11 protein-coding genes are annotated in these 17,388 nt (G+C 69.1%); 4 read left to right on the top strand and 7 right to left on the bottom strand.

Translation table 11 applies throughout. The features are described 5' to 3' along the window. Window positions 1–74: 74 nt before the first annotated feature. The gene (locus AZL_RS27270) at window positions 75–2,762 is read right to left on the bottom strand and encodes a hybrid sensor histidine kinase/response regulator (RefSeq protein WP_042445753.1); all 2,688 of its coding nucleotides are present in this window, start codon (window positions 2,760–2,762) and stop codon (window positions 75–77) included. Then, window positions 2,759–5,809 carry a chemotaxis protein CheB gene (locus AZL_RS27275; protein WP_247894479.1) on the bottom strand — a complete coding sequence of 1,017 codons (3,051 nt, stop codon included), beginning with the start codon at window positions 5,807–5,809 and terminating at the stop codon, window positions 2,759–2,761. The genes AZL_RS27270 and AZL_RS27275 overlap by 4 nt, the downstream gene beginning before the upstream one ends. A 354-nt stretch (window positions 5,810–6,163) precedes the next feature. Here AZL_RS27275 and AZL_RS27280 point away from each other — a divergent pair, with 354 nt between their 5' ends. Then, window positions 6,164–8,209, top strand: a complete 2,046-nt coding sequence (locus tag AZL_RS27280; protein ID WP_012977627.1) for an NAD(+) synthase — start codon at window positions 6,164–6,166, stop codon at window positions 8,207–8,209. Between the two features lie 69 nt (window positions 8,210–8,278). Here the strand turns inward: AZL_RS27280 and AZL_RS27285 are convergent, their stop codons facing one another. The 3 genes from AZL_RS27285 to lptF form a co-directional block, all read right to left on the bottom strand. Further along, a complete protein-coding gene (locus AZL_RS27285) occupies window positions 8,279–8,800 on the bottom strand; it encodes a flagellar biosynthesis regulator FlaF (RefSeq protein ID WP_042445756.1) in 522 nt (173 codons plus the stop codon). Between the two features lie 108 nt (window positions 8,801–8,908). Continuing rightward, window positions 8,909–9,898, bottom strand: coding sequence for a glycosyltransferase family 9 protein (locus tag AZL_RS27290; RefSeq protein ID WP_012977629.1), 990 nt, complete (start codon window positions 9,896–9,898; stop codon window positions 8,909–8,911). Then, on the bottom strand, window positions 9,895–11,052 hold the full coding sequence (gene lptF, locus AZL_RS27295) for an LPS export ABC transporter permease LptF (RefSeq protein ID WP_012977630.1): 1,158 nt from the start codon (window positions 11,050–11,052) through the stop codon (window positions 9,895–9,897). The genes AZL_RS27290 and lptF overlap by 4 nt, the downstream gene beginning before the upstream one ends. A gap of 173 nt (window positions 11,053–11,225) precedes the next feature. On the opposite strand from lptF, the gene AZL_RS27300 reads away from it, so the two are divergent. From AZL_RS27300 to AZL_RS27310, 3 genes are all read left to right on the top strand, one after another. Beyond that, window positions 11,226–13,391 carry a tetratricopeptide repeat protein gene (locus tag AZL_RS27300; protein ID WP_012977631.1) on the top strand — a complete coding sequence of 722 codons (2,166 nt, stop codon included), beginning with the start codon at window positions 11,226–11,228 and terminating at the stop codon, window positions 13,389–13,391. 146 nt (window positions 13,392–13,537) lie between these two features. After that, window positions 13,538–14,911 (top strand): PQQ-dependent sugar dehydrogenase, encoded by a 1,374-nt coding sequence (locus tag AZL_RS27305; RefSeq protein ID WP_371304257.1) that lies wholly within the window; start codon window positions 13,538–13,540, stop codon window positions 14,909–14,911. A 46-nt stretch (window positions 14,912–14,957) separates the two neighbouring features. Then, complete coding sequence (locus tag AZL_RS27310) at window positions 14,958–16,085, top strand: cysteine desulfurase family protein (RefSeq protein ID WP_012977633.1); 1,128 nt, start codon at window positions 14,958–14,960, stop codon at window positions 16,083–16,085. Between the two features lie 62 nt (window positions 16,086–16,147). Here the strand turns inward: AZL_RS27310 and AZL_RS27315 are convergent, their stop codons facing one another. Both AZL_RS27315 and AZL_RS27320 read right to left on the bottom strand, forming a co-directional pair. After that, on the bottom strand, window positions 16,148–16,711 hold the full coding sequence (locus AZL_RS27315; RefSeq protein WP_012977634.1) for a hypothetical protein: 564 nt from the start codon (window positions 16,709–16,711) through the stop codon (window positions 16,148–16,150). Then, window positions 16,708–17,370, bottom strand: a complete 663-nt coding sequence (locus AZL_RS27320) for a ParA family protein (RefSeq protein WP_148219666.1) — start codon at window positions 17,368–17,370, stop codon at window positions 16,708–16,710. The genes AZL_RS27315 and AZL_RS27320 overlap by 4 nt, the downstream gene beginning before the upstream one ends. Between the last annotated feature and the right edge of the window lie 18 nt (window positions 17,371–17,388).

The following is a 17,388-nucleotide window of genomic DNA, read 5'->3' on the forward strand; positions in this document are numbered from 1 at the left end:
AGCCGAGAGGCTAAACGATCATCGTCGTTATCCCGATTTGCGGAAGCCGGCGGTCGGAACCGCGGCCGGCCGGATCATGATGAAGCCGGCGGGCCGGCCGGAAGGGGCAGCGCCGAGACGAGGGTCTCGTGCAGGCGGCTGGGCTGGATCGGCTTGTGGAGCAGCGCGCATTGGGCGCTCGCCGCCTCGCGCAGGCGGTCCGCGGAGGTGTCGCCGGTCAGCAGCACGCCGGGAACGTCCCGCGACAGCCGGCGGCGGACCATGTCCATCACCATCAGCCCCGTGGTGCCCTCCGGCAGACGATAGTCGGCGAGGATCAGATCGGGCGCCTCGCCGGCCCCGATCAGGCTGTCCAGGCACGCGCCGGCCTCCACCCCGCTGCCCGCCTCCACCACGCGATAGCCCCACTCCTCCAGCATCAGCACCAGCGCCATGCGGATGACGGCGTCATCCTCCACCAGCATGACCAGCCGGCCGGCGGCGGATCGGTCAGGGTGGCCGGCGGTGCCCACCTCGTCCCCGCCACCCTCAGCCAGAGCCTCGGTCAGCGGCAGGCAGACGGTGAAGCGGCTGCCCCGGCCAAGCGAGGAGGTAACGTCGATCCTGCCGCCAAGCATGGCGACCAGCCGGCGCGCGATGCTGAGCCCCAGCCCCAGCCCCTCGCGCCGGTCGCGGGCGGCGTTGCCGACCTGGAAGAAGTCCTGGAAGATGCGGTCGATATGCTGGTCGGCGATGCCGATGCCGGTGTCCCAGACCTCGATCCGCAACCGGTCGCCGCGGCGGCGCACGCCGAGCAGGATCCGTCCGCCCGGCGCATAGCGCAGCGCATTGGCCAACAAGTTGCGCAGCACCCGCTCCAGCAGGCCCGGATCGGTCAGCGTCGCCAGCGGCGGCGCCACCAGACGCAGGCTCTGCCCGTTCGCCGCCGCCAGCGGGGCGAATTCCCCATGCAGACGGGCCAGCAAGGCGCCGACATCGACCGGCTCCGGATGGGGGGCGACCAGTCCCGCCTCCAGTTTGGAGATGTCGAGCATCCCGTCCAGCATGCCCCCCAGCCCGCCGAGCGAGGATTGGATCTGCTCCGCCATCCGCCGGGTACCGGCGGGAAGGCTTTCCTTCAGCAACAGGTCGGACAGCAGCAGCAGCGCCTGCACCGGCTGGCGCAGATCGTGGCTCGCCGCCGCCAGGAATCGTTCACGCGCGTCCAGCGCGACATTCAGGTCACGCTCCAGCGCCTTCACCGCGGTGATGTCGGCGACGCTGGACACCACCGCCTCCACCCGGCCGGCCGGATCGGCGACGGGGCGGCTCGACACCCGCAGCCAGCGAATGGGGGAAGGGGCCGGGGCGGTCGCCTCCTCCCCCTCGACCACGCCGATGATGCGTTCGACCACCGGCTTGCCACTGCGCGCCGCCTCGGCCGCCGGGGGCAGCCCATGCAGCCGGTTGCCATTGGCATCGATGAAACGGCGGCCGGCGGTGGTCGGAACCACGGTGGCCGGGGCGGTGGCCGGCGCCAGATGACCGTCCGCCCCGCCCTCCCCGTCGAAGGCGGCGGCGGTCGGGTCGAGCAACGCGCGGGCCGGGCCGCCCAGCAGCCGCTCCGCCATGGCGTTCGCCAGCAGGCTGCGGCCGTCGGCGGCGGTCATCGCCAGCGCGTCGTGCAGCGACTGGACCAACACCCGGTGCCGCCGCTCGCTGAGGTTCAGCGCCGCTTCCGCCGTCCGCCGCGCTGTGACGTCGCGGAAGGCGACGACGGCGCCCTGGATGCGGTCCTCGATCGGGGTAAGGCGTCCACCCGCCCCCAACATGGGCGAGATGGTGACCTCCACCAGCAACGTTCCGCCATCCTCGCGGCGCAGCGTCTCGCAGGCGACGCTGCGCGACCGTCCATCGGTCAGCGACAGGGCCAGCGCGCGGGCCGCCCCACCCGCCGCGGATCCGGCGCCCTGGCCCCTGGCGTCCTCGCGGTCATCCTCGCCGCCGGCCAAGCCCGCTTCACCCCGCGGAGCCGGTCCGGCCAGCAGATCGGACGGCGGACGGCCGATCAGGTCGAGGTCGAGATGGCCGGTCATCGCCGTCGCCGCGGCGTTGACGAAGCGGATGCGCCCATCGGCGTCCACCCCCAGGATGCCGTCGCCGACCGACTGGAGGATATGGTGATAGTCGGCGCGGGCACGTTCGGCGGCGTCGCGGGCCTGCTGCACCGCCCGCAACCAGGCATTGCGCTCGGTCAGGTCGGTGATGGTCAACAGCACGTCGCCGCGGTCGGTGTCGTCCAGCGTCACCCGCCGGGCATCGGTCAGCCCGTCGATGATCGCGCCCTGCGGACCGAGATAGCGGAACTCCTGCCGGACCCACGCGCCACTGTCCCGCAGCCGGCTGAGCGCGGTGAACAGCCGGCCATGGTCGATGCTGTCGACCAGCAGGGTCAGCGGCCGCCCCTTCAGACGGAGCATCGGCAGGCCGAACTGCCGCTCGGCGGCGGAATTGGCCTCGCCGACGATGCCGGCGGCGTTCACCGCCAGACAGGCCAGCGGCACCGACTGGAACAGCTGGAGATATTGCAGGCGCGAGGCCTCGAGCGCCTGCTGGGCGCCGCGCAGCTCCTCGTTCTGGATCTCCAGCTCGGCCTGATGGACATACAGCTCGTGCAGCAGTTCCTTCATCGAGGTGGCGGTGATGTCGGCAGCCTCGAAATTGCCGCCATCAAGGGCGGTTTCGGCGCGGCGCCGCAGGCGGCCGGAGGAATCCTCCGTCATTGCGCTTCCTCATGACCCTTGCCGTCGCGTGCGGCGCCCGCCTCATTGTCCCGTGACAGCTGCAACTCCATCAGTTTGCGGTTGGTGATGTTGATATGGCTGACGACGATGCCGCCGTCATGATCGTCCAAACGGGTGGCGTGCATCAGGAACCAGCGCCGCTCATCCGGCGAATGGCAGGGATATTCGATGGTGAAGTCATCGGCCTCGCGGTCCAGGATGCGGCGCAGACCGTCATGCGCCGCGCCGGCGATGCCATCGGTCGCCGCAGCCTCCGGGGACAGGCAGACCTCCAGATAATTGGTGCCGACCCCGCAGCGTTCGACCGCCGGCCCGCCATTGCGTTCGGCGAAGCTCCGCCAGGCGGCATTCACCATGACGATCCGGCCCTGCCGGTCGGTGACGGCGATATGCTCCGGCAGACTGTCCAGCACCTTCTGCAAGCGCTCCTGCGCCTTCCTGGTGGCGGTGACGTCGACGAAGGTCACCACCACGCCGCCGATCTGGCTCTTGTCGGTCAGATAGGGCAGGATTCGGGTCAGCACCCAGCGTCCGTCATGCACGCGGACATGGCGCTCCACCGGCTCCTGATCGTCGAACACCTTGCGAATGTCGGCGAGGAAGTCGGGATGGTCGATTTTGGTCGACAGATGCGCGATCGAGCGGCCGATGTCGCGCGGGATGATGTTGATGAATCCGGCCGCCGCCGGCGTGAAGCGGCGGATCACGAAATCGCCGTCCAGGAACACCGTGCCGATCTCGGTGGAGCGCAGAAGATTGTCGAGGTCGTTGGTGATCTCGGTCAGTTCCTCCACCTTCGCCTGATATTCGGCATTGACGGAGTAAAGTTCCTCATTGACCGATTGCAGTTCCTCGTTGGTGCTCTGAAGTTCTTCATTGGAAGCCAGCAGCTCCTCGTTGGTGGCCTGCAATTCCTCGTTGGCGGTTTCCAGCTCCTCGATGGTCGCCTGTAGATTCTCGCCACGCGACAGCAGCTCCTGCTCCAGCCCGCGAATGCGCTCGGCGGCGTCGGCATTCAGGTCGAAGTCGGAATCCGGCATCGACAGCGGCGGCATGTTGGCGCGGTCCAGCACGACCAGGGCGAAACGGCGTCCGGTCTTGCGCGCGACATAGGGCTGGACGCGCAGGCTGATCGCCACCACCCCCTCCCGGTCCTTCACCGGGATGTTGGACAGCGCGAACTCCTCGCCGGAGCGGAAGGCGCGGCTGAGGGCGGTGCCCGTCACCATGGCGACCGACGACGGCAGCAGCTTCAGCACATTCAGCGTCGCCTCGCCCGCCGGCACCTTCAGCAGGGAGGAGGCGTCGCCGAACACATGCATGATGGTCATCTGGTCATTGACCAGCAGGCAGGGCGGCACATAGGCCTTCATCAGCGCCGCCATCGCCTCGTCGATGGCCGCTCCCTCCTCCATCGCCTGGGACGACCCGTCCTCGCCATGGCGGGCCAGCGGGGCCGCGACCGTCGGCACCAGCAGCCGCGACAGCCGGAACGACCCGGCGCGCAGGCTCTGGAAGACCTTGTTGCGGCTGTCGACGGTGTGGAAGTCCGATTGGAGGTCGCCCAGCGTCTCGCTGGTGCCGAGGAACAGGAAGCCGCTCTGGCGCAGCGCGTACTGGAACAGGCTCAGAACCTTCCGCTGCAACGGCTGATCCATGTAGATCAGCAGGTTGCGGCAGCTCAGCAGGTCGATCTTGGTGAAGGGCGGATCGCGCATGATGTTGTGGGCGGCGAACACCACCATGCGGCGGATGTCGCGCGACACCACATAGCCATCCCCCCGTGTGGTGAAGAAACGGGACAGCCGCTCCGGCGACACATCCTCGACGATGGCGCCCCCATATTCGCCGAGACTTGCCAGTTCTATACTGTCCTGATCGATGTCGGTGGCGAAGATCTTGACATCGACGCTGCGGCCCAGCCGCTCCTGCGCCTCGGCGAACAGGATGGCGAGGGAATAGGCCTCCTCGCCGCTGGCGCAGCCGCAGACCCAGACGCGGATCATGTCGGTTGGGCTGCGGTTGGCGAGCAGGCCGGGGATCACGCGGTCGGCCAGGACACGGAACGCCGCCTCGTCGCGGAAGAAGCGGGTCACCCCGATCAGCATCTCCTTGTACAGGGTGACCGTCTCGGCGCTGTTCCGCCGCAGCAGGGCGGCATAATCCTCCATCGAGTCCAGCCCGGCCCCCTGCATGCGCCGTTCGATCCGTCGCAACAGGGTCGCCAGCTTGTAATGCGAGAAATCGACGCCGGTGACGGAACGGATGACCGCGATGATCTGGGCCAGCGGGTCGTCGCCATCCTCGCGCCGCTGCCGGCCCGCCTGACCGGAGTTCCGCATCGGGGGGCTGCGGGCCAGTGCCTTGCGCGCATGCTCGATCAGGCGGGCCGGCAGTTCCTCCGGCGGCAGGGTGGCGTCGATCTGCCCGGTGGCGAGCGCGCTGCGCGGCATGCCGTCGAACTGCGCCGTCTCCGGCTTCTGCACCGCGGTGAAACCGCCGGCGGACTTGATCGCCATCAGGCCGCGCGTGCCGTCGGAGCCGGTGCCCGACAGGATCAGGCCGATGGCGAAGGGGCCCTGGTCACGGGCCAGCGCGGTCAGGAAAATGTCGATCGGCAGGCTCATGCCGCCGCCGACATCCTTGGCGGTCAGCCGCAGCCGGCCATCCTCGATGCTCAGATGCTTGCCCGGCGGCAGCAGATAGACGGTGTTGCGCTGGACCGGCACGCCGTCGGTCGCCTGCACCACCTCCATGGCCGTGTGCTTGGCCAGCAGGTCGACCATCAGGCTCTTGTGCACCGGTGACAGATGCTGGACGACGACATAGGCGAGGTCGCCGTCGCCGGGCACCGCGTCGAAGAAGCGCTGCAACGCCTCCAGCCCGCCGGCCGAGGCGCCGATGCCGACGATGCAACAGACCTTTTCCGGCGGCACGCCGTCATTCGCCAGCGCGGGGATGACGCCGGCATCCGGGGATGCGGCGTCAAGAGGAGCGGGCGGCGTGGTCGGCGTATCCGTTGGCACGGTGATAAACATGTCCTTCCAATATCGGCCTGCCCGTTTCCGGCACAAGCGATACCCTGCCTATATCCAACGCAGTTGATTTGGTCAACTTGGCGGTTGCCCGACATCAACCTTATCTGTCGTCACTTTAATTGGATCACCTCTCCCACCCCATCGATTTGACTTTGGTTTTATGACGAATGTATCCTAACTAAAGTATCTCCACCGGACAGCGGAGGTCGCCTGTCCGAAAGGCGTTAAAGCCGGAGGCCACCGGAACGGGAAACCTGACCCGCGCGAAATTCCTGCTATGTTGGCATCATGGACGCCACAATCCGGAGCGTCTTTCGGCATGCAAGGCAGCGGAAACGGGTCATGAGCTTCACCTCGATCTATCGGCACGGATTTGCGCGGGTGGCCGCCTGCACCACGCGCTGCATTCCGGCTGATCCGGCGGCGAACGCCGCCGCCATCCTGGAGGCGGCCCACGCCTGCCATGACAAGTCGGTGGCGGTGGCGCTGTTTCCCGAATTGGCGCTGTCCGGCTACGCCATCGACGACCTGTTGATGCAGGATCCGCTGATCGACGCGGTGGAACAGGCGCTCCTCGATCTGGTCCAGGCTTCGGCCGGACTGATGCCGCTGCTGCTGGTGGGTGCGCCGCTGCTCCATGATGGACGGCTCTACAACACGGCGGTGGCGATCCACCGCGGCGAGTTGCTGGGCGTGGTGCCGAAGCAGCATCTGCCGAACTACCGGGAATTCTATGAGCGCCGACAGTTCGCCTCTGGCGCCGGCACCGAAGGCGGAACGATCCGCATCGGCGATCTGACCGCCCCCTTCGGGCCCGACCTGCTGTTCTCCGCCGAGGATCAGCCCGGCCTGGTCGTCCATGCCGAAATCTGCGAGGATCTCTGGGTCCCGGCGCCACCCAGCACCATGGCGGCGTTGGCCGGCGCCACCATCCTCGCCAACCTGTCGGCCAGCAACATCACCATCGGCAAGGCCGATACCCGCCGCCTGTTGGCGAAATCACAGTCGGCGCGCTGTCTGTCAGCATATCTCTACTCGTCGGCGGGAACGGGCGAATCGACGACCGACCTCGCCTGGGATGGCCAGACCTCGATCTTCGAGGCCGGCGAGATGCTGGCGGAGAGCGACCGCTTCCCCGACGGCGCCCAGATGGCGGTGGCCGACGTCGATCTCGACCTGCTGCGGCAGGAACGGCTGCGCCAGGGCACCTTCGATGACAACCGGCGCCTGTTCGGCGACGCCACCCGCGGTTTCCGCACCGTCGCCTTCCGGCTCGACGCCGGAGAGGAGGATGTCGGGCTGCTGCGCACCGTGCCGCGCCTGCCCTTCGTTCCCGCCGCCGCCGAGCGGCTGGAGCAGGATTGCTACGAGGCCTACAACATCCAGGTCGCCGGTCTGGTGCAACGGCTGCGCGCCACCGGAATGGGCACGCTGGTGATCGGGGTGTCGGGCGGGCTCGACAGCACCCATGCCCTGATCGTCGCCGCCCGCGCCATGGACCGGCTCGGCCTGCCGCGCACCGGCATCCGCGCCTACACCATGCCCGGCTTCGGCACCAGCGAGGGAACCAAATCCAACGCCTGGAAACTGATGACGGCGCTGGGGGTGACGGCGCAGGAACTGGACATCCGGCCGGCGGCCAACCAGATGCTGCGCGACATGGACCACCCCTTCGCCCGGGGCGAGGCGATCTATGACGTGACCTTCGAGAATGTGCAGGCCGGCCTGCGCACCGATTACCTGTTCCGGCTCGCCAACCAGCACAACGGCATCGTGCTGGGGACCGGCGACCTGTCGGAACTGGCGCTGGGCTGGTGCACCTATGGCGTCGGCGACCAGATGTCCCATTACAACGTCAACGCCGGCGTGCCGAAGACGCTGATCCAGCACCTGATCCGCTGGGTCGGCCGCACCGGCCAGTTCCAGCGGGAGGTGTCGGAGACGCTCGACGCCATCCTGAAGACGGAAATCTCGCCCGAACTGGTGCCGGCCGGGTCCGACAAGGCGCTGCAAAGCTCCGAATCCGTGGTCGGTCCCTATGATCTTCAGGACTTCACCCTGTTCTATGTTCTGCGCTACGGCTTCCGCCCGTCGAAGATCGCCTTCCTGGCCCGCCATGCCTGGTCGGACGCCACCAAGGGCGACTGGCCGGAGGGCTATCCGCTCGACAAGCGCCGCGCCTACAGCCCGGCCGAGATCCGCGACTGGCTGCGCGTGTTCCTGCGCCGCTTCTTCGGCTTCAGCCAGTTCAAGCGGTCGGCGATGCCGAACGGGCCGAAGGTGACGGCCGGCGGCTCCCTCTCCCCCCGTGGCGACTGGCGGGCGCCCTCCGACGGCAACGCCCGTATCTGGCTGGAGGAGCTGGAACGCGAGGTTCCGGCGGAGTGACGGGAGACAACGAAAAGGGCCGGCGCCCTTCCCAGGCGCCAGCCCTTTTCCATTTCGCTATGCCACTGTTCAGATGGAGATGCGCAGGGATTCGCGGTTGACCGGTGCCGCGTCCGGGGTCGTCATCGGACGCGGCGGCACGGGCGGGCGCATCCCGGCGGGCGGCTGGCCCTGTGCCGGGGCGGCGGCCTGCGGCGTGCCCGGATGCGGCTGGGTCGCCTGCTGGGCGGCGATGAACTCGCCCTGGGCGGTCAGGCCGCTGGCGACGTTGCGGTTGATGTTGACCAGCGTGTCGATCTTGCCGAAATCCAGGTCGACCAGACGGTTGGTCGTCTCGCGATCGACCAGCAACGACAGGGCGGCGATGTTGGTGCGAACCTCCGGCGGATGACCGCAATCCTCTTCGGTGATCGCCGCCTGGAAGATGGTCCACAGGCGCTGATTCAGCTGAAGGGCTTCGCGGAACGCCTTTTCGTCCTTGGCATGGCTGGCGGCGATGATGCGGCGCGCCGCTTCCGCCAGGGCCCAGGCCTCGACGTCACGCGGATTGTCCGAGGTCGGCTTGTTGGCGTAAGTGGGAGTCGGCTTCATTCCAAACCCTCGGGGGAAACCCATCCGGTGGGGCGGACCTGCCCCTTTGCGTAGGTAAGGAAGTGTGGGTTATCCGGCCGGCTTTGTCAACGAAACGGGGGTATTCCCCTAGTCCCGGCAGCCCATCACCGCAAACTGGTCACAAGCCCCCCGCGTTTCGGACAGAAGTGCCGCCGCCACCGCCGCCACCCGGTCCTCGCCGATGCCGTCCATCAGGCCGCGGGCGTTCGGATCGGCGGCGACGCGGGCCAGCAGCTCGGGCTGGGGGACCTCGCTGACCACCACCCGCCCATGCGGCCCCCAGGGACCATAGATCGCGGGATAGCCGGGGCCGAACAGCCCGACCGTCGGCACCCCGGCCGCCGCCGCGATGTGCATCAGCCCGCTGTCGTTGCCGACATAGAGGGCCGCCCGGTCCAGGCAGGCGGCGGCGGCCATCGGATCGGTGCGTCCGGTCAGATCGATGGCCTTGGCTCCCAACGCCTCCAGCACGGGCCGTGCCCGCTCCCGTTCCGGTCCGGCGGCGAGCACCGCCACCGGCCGCCCCTCCAGCGGCCCGCCCCGCCCGGTCAGGCGCAGGGCCAGCCGGGCGAAACGGTCGGCTGGCCATTCCTTGCCCAGCCAGTTGGCGGTCGGTCCGATGGCGAGGAAAGGTCCGGGGCCGGCGGGGATCAGGGCGTCGGCCCGCGCCCGCGCCGCGGCGTCGATCCACAGGCGTGGGGCCGGCGGCGGCGACAGGCCCAGCAGGGCGGCGTTCTCCTCCACCTTGTGCATCGGGTGTGCGGCCTTGGCGTGAAAGACCCGGCGGCGGGCCGGCACCAGCCGTCCGACGGCCGAATTGCGCAGATCGACCACCAGATCCCAACGCGTGCCGACACAGTCCAGCCACAGCCGCAGCCAGTGCCGCGCATAGGAACGCTTGGCCAGTGGAATCACCCGCTCCAGCCCAGGAACCGCGCGGAACAGCGGCGCCGGCAACGGCCCGCAGGCGATGGTCAGCCGCCCACCCGGATAGGCCTCGGTCAGATGGCCGAGCAGCCCGGTCGACAGCACCGCATCGCCCAACCGGTTGGAGGTGATGAAGAGGATGCGGCTCATGACGCCTGCCCGGCGGACGCCCCATTCCCGGATGCGCCCGCGTCGGCTTCCTCCCGCCGGCGTCCGGGCCGCAGGCTCAGCCCCCGCGACATCACCCACAGGGCCGGCAGCAGCGCCACCACCGGCATGGCATACATCAGGGGCACGAAGACGGTCGCCTTGCCGGCCAGGCTGGTCAGCCCCAACGCCCCGGCCTGCAACCCCATCACCAGCAGCACGGCGATGGTGACGCGGGAGGACTGGCCGCGCCGGTTGAACTCGCCCGACAACAGCGCCGACAGCGCCACCAACGCGAAGGTCAGGGCCAGCAGCGGCGAGGAGAAGCGATGGTGCAGTTCGGCGATCAGGCCGCGGCGCATGCGGTCGTCCTGGGCCGGGACATTGCCCGACATCAGGTCCTCCGTCGAGCGTTCGCGGGCGTCGGGCCAGCGATCCGCCGCCTGCGGCGCCACCGCCTTCAGATCGACGGCATAGCGTTCGAAGAACAGCTGCGACAGCCGGTTGGTCTTGCGGTCCAGCTCCTGCCGGTTGCCGTCATAGACGACGAAGCGGGTGCCGTCCGCCCCGGTCTGCATCAGCGCGCGGTCACCCATGATCGTCACCGGCTTGTCCGGCTGGCGGCCGTCATGGATCAGCACCTTGTGCAGGTTGCCGTCGCTGTCGCGGTCGCGCAGGAAGACGCTGAACCGGTCGCCGACCTCGTTGAACACCCCTTCGCGCAGGAACAGCTGCGAATAATCGCTGCGCACGGCGTATTCCATCCGCACCAGCTCGCGGTGGGCGGCCGGGGTGATCCAGACATTCAGCACGAGGACGATGGCCATCACCGCCACCGCCAGCACCAGCGCCGGCGTCGACAGCGAGAAGGGGCCGACGCCCGCCGCGCGCATCACCACCAGTTCGCTGTCGGTCGTCATCTTGTTGTAGGTGAACAGGATGGCTCCCACCAGCGCCAGCGGCAGCACGACGCCGAGGAAGGTCGGCACGGTCAGCAGCAGCAGCCACAGGAACATGCCCATCGGCGCGCCGGCGCTGACCACGATCTCGATCAGGCGCAGCGACTGGCTGAGCCAGATGGTCAGCGTCAGGCCCGCCGTTGAATAGAGCGTGGCGATCAGCAGGTTGCGGAACAGGTACCGTTGCAGTCGGTTCATGGAAATTTGCCGGGGCTGTATATGGCCGGCAAGCTGACCGTCCCGGCCCGCCGGGTCAAGTGTTGAAAAAACGCAGGCGCGGACAGGGGGCCCTCATCATCCCTCCGCCGCCTTCGGGGCGCCGTTCGGGAAAGCGCTGGCGCCCGTCCACGCCAACCGGTATGACGGTCGACATGGCGACGATCCAGGAAGCGATGGCTGCCGCGGTGGCCCACCATCAGGCCGGCCGGCTTGCCGAGGCGGCGGCCCTTTACCATGCCGTGCTGGACGCCCTGCCGGGCCATGCCGACGCCGCCCATCTGCTGGGCGTGGTCCATCTTCAGTCGGGCCAGCCGGACCGCGCGGTAAAGTTGATAAAATCCGCCATTCATCACAACCATAGGGTTGCGGACTATCACGACAATCTCGGCAGCGCCCTGAAGATGCTCGGCCGGCTGGAGGAGGCGGTCAGCGCCCACCGGCAGGCGATCCGCCTGCGGCCGGACTTCGCCCAGGCGCTCTACAATCTGGGAAACGCGCTGGAGGCGTCCGGACGATTGGAGGAGGCGGCGACCGCCTTCCGGCAGGCCGCGGCCCGGCGGCCCGGCTATGCCCGCGCCCGCTTCAACCTCGGCAATGTGCTGGCGGCACTCGGCCGCCGGGCGGAGGCGGACGACGCCTATCGCGCCGCCCTGGCCGACGATCCTGAATTCGTCGAGGTGCATGCCAACCGCGGCTCGCTGCTGCTGACGCTCGATCGGCCACGGGACGCGGCGGCGGCACTTGCCCGCGCGCTGGCGCTGCGCCCCGATCATGCCCCGGCGCTGTCCAACCTCGCCGTGGCCCGGCTGGCGCTGGGCGACCGCGATGGGGCGGAACTTGCGGCCCGCCAAGCGGTCGTCACCCGCCCGGATCTGGCCGATTGCCTGCTGCGCCTGGGGGAAGTGCTCCAGCGCGCCGACCGGCTGGGAGCGGCGGCCGATGCCTACCGCGCGGCGCTGGCCTGGAACCCGGCGCTGGCGGAGGCCCACGCCAACCTCGCCCTGGTCCGCCAGGGCCAGGGGCTGCTCGACGCCGCGGATCAGGGGAACCGTCGGGCACTGGCGCTCGACCCCACACTGGCGGATGTGCGCTCCAACCTCGCCTATCTCCAGCTTTTCCGGCCAGGGGTGACGGCGGCGGCGGCGCTGGAGGCGCACCGCGATTGGGACAGGGTTCATGGCATCCCCCACCGTGGCCGCTGGGTGAAGCCCGGCAAGCCATCGGCCTCCAAGGGCCCGCTGACCGTCGCCATCCTGTCCGGCGATTTCCGCCGCCACCCCGCCGGCCTGTTCGCCATCCGCACGGTGGAGGCGCTGCCCGGCCAGGACATCCGCCTGCTGCTCTATGCCAACCAGAGTGAATCCGATGACGTGACCGAGCGCTTCCGCAAGGCGGCGGCGCGCTGGACACCGGTCGCCGGCCTGTCGGATGCCGATGTCGCCGCGCGGATCCGCCAGGACCGGCCCGACATCCTCATCGATCTCGCCGGGCACAACGCCCATGGCAGGCCCGGCGTGTTCGCGCGCAAGCCGGCGGCGTTGCAGGTGGCGTGGTCGGGCTACATGGCGACCACCGGCCTCGCCGCCATGGATGCGCTGGTCGCCGACCGTCACCATGTTCCGGAAGGGATGGAGCGTTTCTACGCCGAGCGGGTTCTGCGCATGCCCGACGCCTTCATCGCCTACGATCCGCCGGGCGACGGGGACGCCCTGCCGCTGACGCCGCCGCCCAGCCTGTCCGGCAAGCCGGTCACCTTCGGCAGCTTCAACATCCTGACCAAGCTGAACGACGATGTGCTGGCGGCCTGGGCGGCGATCCTCAACCGGATGCCCGACGCGCGCCTGCTGATGAAGACCAAGGCGCTGTCCTGTCCGGTCACAGCCGCCCTGTGGCGATGCCGGCTGACCGCCGCCGGCATCGCGGAGGACCGGGTAACGATGGTCGGGGCGACCAACAGCCTGGACCATATGCGCTGGTGCGCGTCGGTCGATGTGGCGCTCGACCCCTTCCCCTTCTCCGGCAGCACCACGACGCTGGAGACGCTGTGGATGGGAGTTCCGGTCATCACCCTGCCGGGAGAGACCTTCTCCAGCCGCCACTCGCTGGCCTTCCTGACCGTGGCCGGGGTGGCGGACTGCGTCGCCACCGACCCGGCCGATTATGTGGACCGTGCCGTCGCCTGGGCGTCCGAGCCGCAGCGGCTGGCGGATCTGCGCCGCGGCCTGCGAAGCCGCATGGCGAACGGGCCGCTGTGCGACGGCGAAAGGCTGGCCACGGCTCTGGCGGCGGAACTGCGGGCTCTCGCTCCATCCCTCTGATCCCCAGCCCGTGATGACCCGCTGACACCCCCCAGGAAAGCCGGGGGGAACCAACCCGCCGGCACCGCCGTTGACCGTGGGGACTCCTTACCAGGCCCACAGACGCGGGATTTCGGCGCATGCACAGCTCCACACGGCTCGCCCTCATGCTTTCCGCGACGGTCGCCGTCCTGCCGCTCGCCGGCTGCGGCGATCAGGCGACGCTCCCGGTGTCGGCCGGCACCGGCCCCAATCCGACCCTGCCGGAACCGAAATCCTCGCTGATCCCGACAGTCAACATCGCCGACGCCATCGGCTGGCCACAGGGGACGCAGCCGGTCGCCGCCCAGGGGTTGGGCGTCACGCCCTTCGCCACCGGGCTGGACCATCCGCGCTGGCTGCTGGCCCTGCCCAACGGTGATATCCTGGTGGCGGAGACCAACGCCCCGCCCAAGCCGGAGGATGGCAAGGGAATCAGGGGCTGGGTCATGGGGCTGGTGATGGGCAAGGCCGGCGCCAAGACTCCCAGCGCCAACCGCATCACCCTGCTGCGCGACAGCGACGGCGACGGCAGGGCCGATGTGCGCGAGACCGTCCTGGAGGGGCTGAACTCCCCCTTCGGCATGGCCCTGGTCGGCACCGACCTCTACATCGCCAACAGCGACGCGGTGGTCACGGTGCCCTACAAGCCGGGCGACACCCGCATCACCGCCAAGCCGGTGAAGGTCGCCGATCTGCCGGCCGGACCGATCAACCACCATTGGACCAAGAGCATCATCGCCAGCCGGGACGGGACGAAGCTCTACGCCACCGTCGGCTCCAACAGCAATGTCGGCGAGAACGGCATGGAGGCGGAGCAGGGCCGGGCCGCCATCTGGGAGATCGACCTCAAGACCGGCGCGCACCGCGTCTTCGCGTCGGGCCTGCGCAACCCGAACGGCATGGATTGGGAGCCGGTGAGCGGCGCCTTGTGGACCGCGGTCAATGAGAGGGACGAGATCGGCAGCGACCTCGTCCCCGATTACATGACGTCGGTCAGGGATGGCGGCTTCTATGGCTGGCCCTACAGCTATTACGGCCAGCATGTCGACCGGCGGGTCGAGCCGCAACGTCCCGACCTCGTCGCCAGGGCGATCCCGCCCGACTATGCGCTGGGTCCGCACACCGCCTCGCTCGGGCTGGTCTTCTCACGGGCGGGCGCCCTGCCGCCCACCTTGCGGCAGGGCGCCTTCATCGGCCAGCATGGCTCGTGGAACCGGGAGCCGGCCAGCGGCTACAAGGTGATCTTCGTGCCGTTCCGCGATGGCAAGCCGGCGGGCGAACCCGTCGACGTGCTGACCGGCTTCCTCGACAAGGATGGCAAGGCGCGAGGTCGCCCGGTCGGCGTCACTCTGGACGGCAAGGGTGCCCTGCTGGTCGCCGACGATGTCGGCAACGCGGTCTGGCGCGTCAGCGGCGCCAGCCCGCAATCCGCCGCCCAATCCGCCGAGCGCCCGGAACAGAGGCCCGACCCGCCGCCCGCCGGCCAGCCGGCGCGTTGACGCGCAGCCCCTTCCCCTTCCCCAATCGATGGCGCGATACTGCGCCATGATCTATCTCGACCATCTCGCGTCGACGCCGCTCGACCCGCTGGTGCTGGAGGCGATGCTGCCCTGGATGCGGCCGGATGCGGTCGGCAACCCGCATGCCGCCCATCCGGCCGGCTGGCGTGCCGCCGACGCCATCGAACAGGCGCGGGCGGACATCGCCGCATTGGCCGGTGCGCGGCCGGGCGAGGTCATCTTCACCTCCGGCGCCACCGAGGCCAACAGCCTCGCCCTGTTGGGCGGGGTGCCGGCGGGCGGCGGCTGCGTCGTCTCCGCGGTGGAGCATGCCAGCATACTTGGCTGCCTGCCGGAATTGCGACGGCGCGGCAGTCCGCCGACGGTCCTGCCGGTTGATGGCGCCGGCCGCGTCGATCCCTCCGCATTGGACAGGACCCTTGCGACCCTGCCCAAGCCGACGCTGGTGTCGGTGATGGCGGCCAACAACGAGGTTGGAACGCTTCAGCCGCTGGCCGAGCTGGCAAGAGTGACGGACAGCCACGGCGCGCTTCTGCACACGGACGCCGTCCAGGCGCTGAGCACCCAGGCGCTCGACATGGCCGCCATCGGTCTCCAGGGGCTCAGCCTGTCGGGACACAAGCTCTATGGCCCCATGGGGATCGGCGCCCTGATCGCCCGTCCACCGTTCCGGCCGCTGCCGGCTTCGTCCGGGGGTGGTCAGCAGCGGGGGCTGCGGGCGGGAACTCTGCCGACAGCGCTGTGCGTCGGGTTGGGGACGGCCTGCCGGCTGGCGCGGGAGCGGCGGGAGGAGGATGCCCGGCGTATCGCGGAACTGCGCGACCGGCTATGGACACTCCTGCGCGACCGGCTGCCCGGCATCCGCCGCAATGGTCCGCGGGAGGATGGCATCGCCGGCGGGCTGGCCGGTTGCCTGAACGTCACCCTTCCCGGCATCGATGCGGCCGACCTGTTGCTGGATCTGCCGGATTTGGCGATCGCCACCGGCTCCGCCTGCCACAGCGGCGCCGGAGAGCCGTCCCATGTCCTGCTGGCTGTCGGCCTGTCGGCGGCGGATGCCCATGCCAGCCTCCGCTTCGGGCTTGGCCGCACCACCACGATGGCGGAGGTGGAGGAGACGGTCGGGCGGCTGGCCACCCTGCTTGCGGGCTGACGCGGCCCGGCGGATTGGAGCGTTTGCTCGCGATCCGTCCCGCAGCCGCCAACCCGACCGGCTTATTCCTCCAGGGATGCCAGTTCAGCCTCGACCAACGCCAGCCGTTCCCGCAGACGATCCCGTTCGGCCTCAAGAGCCTCGCGGTGGCTGACATGGTCGATGGCCTTGTTCCGCAGGTCGCGCTTGAACCGCACGATCTCCGGCCGGGTGACATCGGGTCGGATCAGGTTGCTCTGATCGGCCAGCCGCAACTGCTCGCTGGTCAGGGTGGCGAGCTGATAGACGGTGGCGTAGCTGGGCGGCAGCTTGGCTCCAGGCAGGCGCCCGCTGTCCACCGCCTCCGCCACCATGCGCAGCTGGTAGGCGACCTGATAGCCGAAGGGCAGCTCGTTCTCGACCATCGCCTGGAACTCGCCATGCGGCAATCGTGCCCGCGCCTGCACCAGATAACGCCCGATCAGCAGGAATTTTTCCTGGGCGCTGCGCCAGAGCGTGGAGATTTCCTGGACGAACTCCTCGCGCCGTATCAGATCGACCGTCACCTCGGACATACGCTCGATCCGCTCGTCCACCGCGATGTGGCGACGGGCCTGGGCCTTGGAAACCTGTTTGAAACCGCTCATTGCGCCAGCTCCAGCTCGTGACGGACGAAGGCCCAGACGCCGGCGACATGCTCGGCTCCCTTGCCGCCCTTCAGCTCCAAAAGACCGATGCCCCGGCTGGCTGTGAATTGGATGTCCTCGTAATCCGGCACCTCGACCGGACAGATCCGGCCATCGCCTAGCAGCTTGCGCTGCGCCTCGGTAAATCCGCGGGTCCGTGGCTTCACCCGGTTCATGACGAAGGCCGCGTTCTTGCCATAGCGACGGACGAAGCGCATCCAGGGCCGGACGGAGTCGAGATCGTCATCGCTCTGTCCGGTCGGCACGACGATCAGGTCGGATGACAGGGCCAGCAGCTTGAACTCCTCCGGATGGTCTTCGATGGAGGGTGGCGTGTCGATGACCAGCAGGTCGAACCCCTCGATCCCGGTCAATGCCGCCCGGATGTCGCCGGGGGTCATGCCCGCCTCGAAATGGGTGATCGATGCCATGCCGTCGGGACGTTTGGCGAACCATTTGGTCAGGCTGCGCTGGGGATCGAGGTCCAGCGTGGCGACCATGCGGCCATCGAGCGCCGCCGCCACCGCGATGTTGCGGCTGAGCGTCGTCTTGCCGATCCCGCCCTTCGGGCCATTGACCAGCAAACGCTTCACCGGTCCGTGTCCCGTGTCGATGCTCATTTCGGTGCCCCTTCCCAT

Source organism: Azospirillum sp. B510 (assembly GCF_000010725.1).
Lineage (GTDB): Bacteria > Pseudomonadota > Alphaproteobacteria > Azospirillales > Azospirillaceae > Azospirillum > Azospirillum lipoferum_B.

Excerpts from the sequence above, each read along its gene's own strand:
- AZL_RS27300 (WP_012977631.1), top strand. The coding sequence starts at position 11,226 with ATGGCGACGATCCAGGAAGCGATGGCTGCCGCGGTGGCCCACCATCAG.
- AZL_RS27320 (WP_148219666.1), bottom strand. The coding sequence starts at position 17,370 with ATGAGCATCGACACGGGACACGGACCGGTGAAGCGTTTGCTGGTCAAT.
- AZL_RS27285 (WP_042445756.1), bottom strand. The coding sequence starts at position 8,800 with ATGAAGCCGACTCCCACTTACGCCAACAAGCCGACCTCGGACAATCCG.
- AZL_RS27270 (WP_042445753.1), bottom strand. The coding sequence starts at position 2,762 with ATGACGGAGGATTCCTCCGGCCGCCTGCGGCGCCGCGCCGAAACCGCC.
- AZL_RS27280 (WP_012977627.1), top strand. The coding sequence starts at position 6,164 with ATGAGCTTCACCTCGATCTATCGGCACGGATTTGCGCGGGTGGCCGCC.
- AZL_RS27315 (WP_012977634.1), bottom strand. The coding sequence starts at position 16,711 with ATGAGCGGTTTCAAACAGGTTTCCAAGGCCCAGGCCCGTCGCCACATC.
- lptF (WP_012977630.1), bottom strand. The coding sequence starts at position 11,052 with ATGAACCGACTGCAACGGTACCTGTTCCGCAACCTGCTGATCGCCACG.
- AZL_RS27290 (WP_012977629.1), bottom strand. The coding sequence starts at position 9,898 with ATGAGCCGCATCCTCTTCATCACCTCCAACCGGTTGGGCGATGCGGTG.
- AZL_RS27305 (WP_371304257.1), top strand. The coding sequence starts at position 13,538 with ATGCTTTCCGCGACGGTCGCCGTCCTGCCGCTCGCCGGCTGCGGCGAT.
- AZL_RS27310 (WP_012977633.1), top strand. The coding sequence starts at position 14,958 with ATGATCTATCTCGACCATCTCGCGTCGACGCCGCTCGACCCGCTGGTG.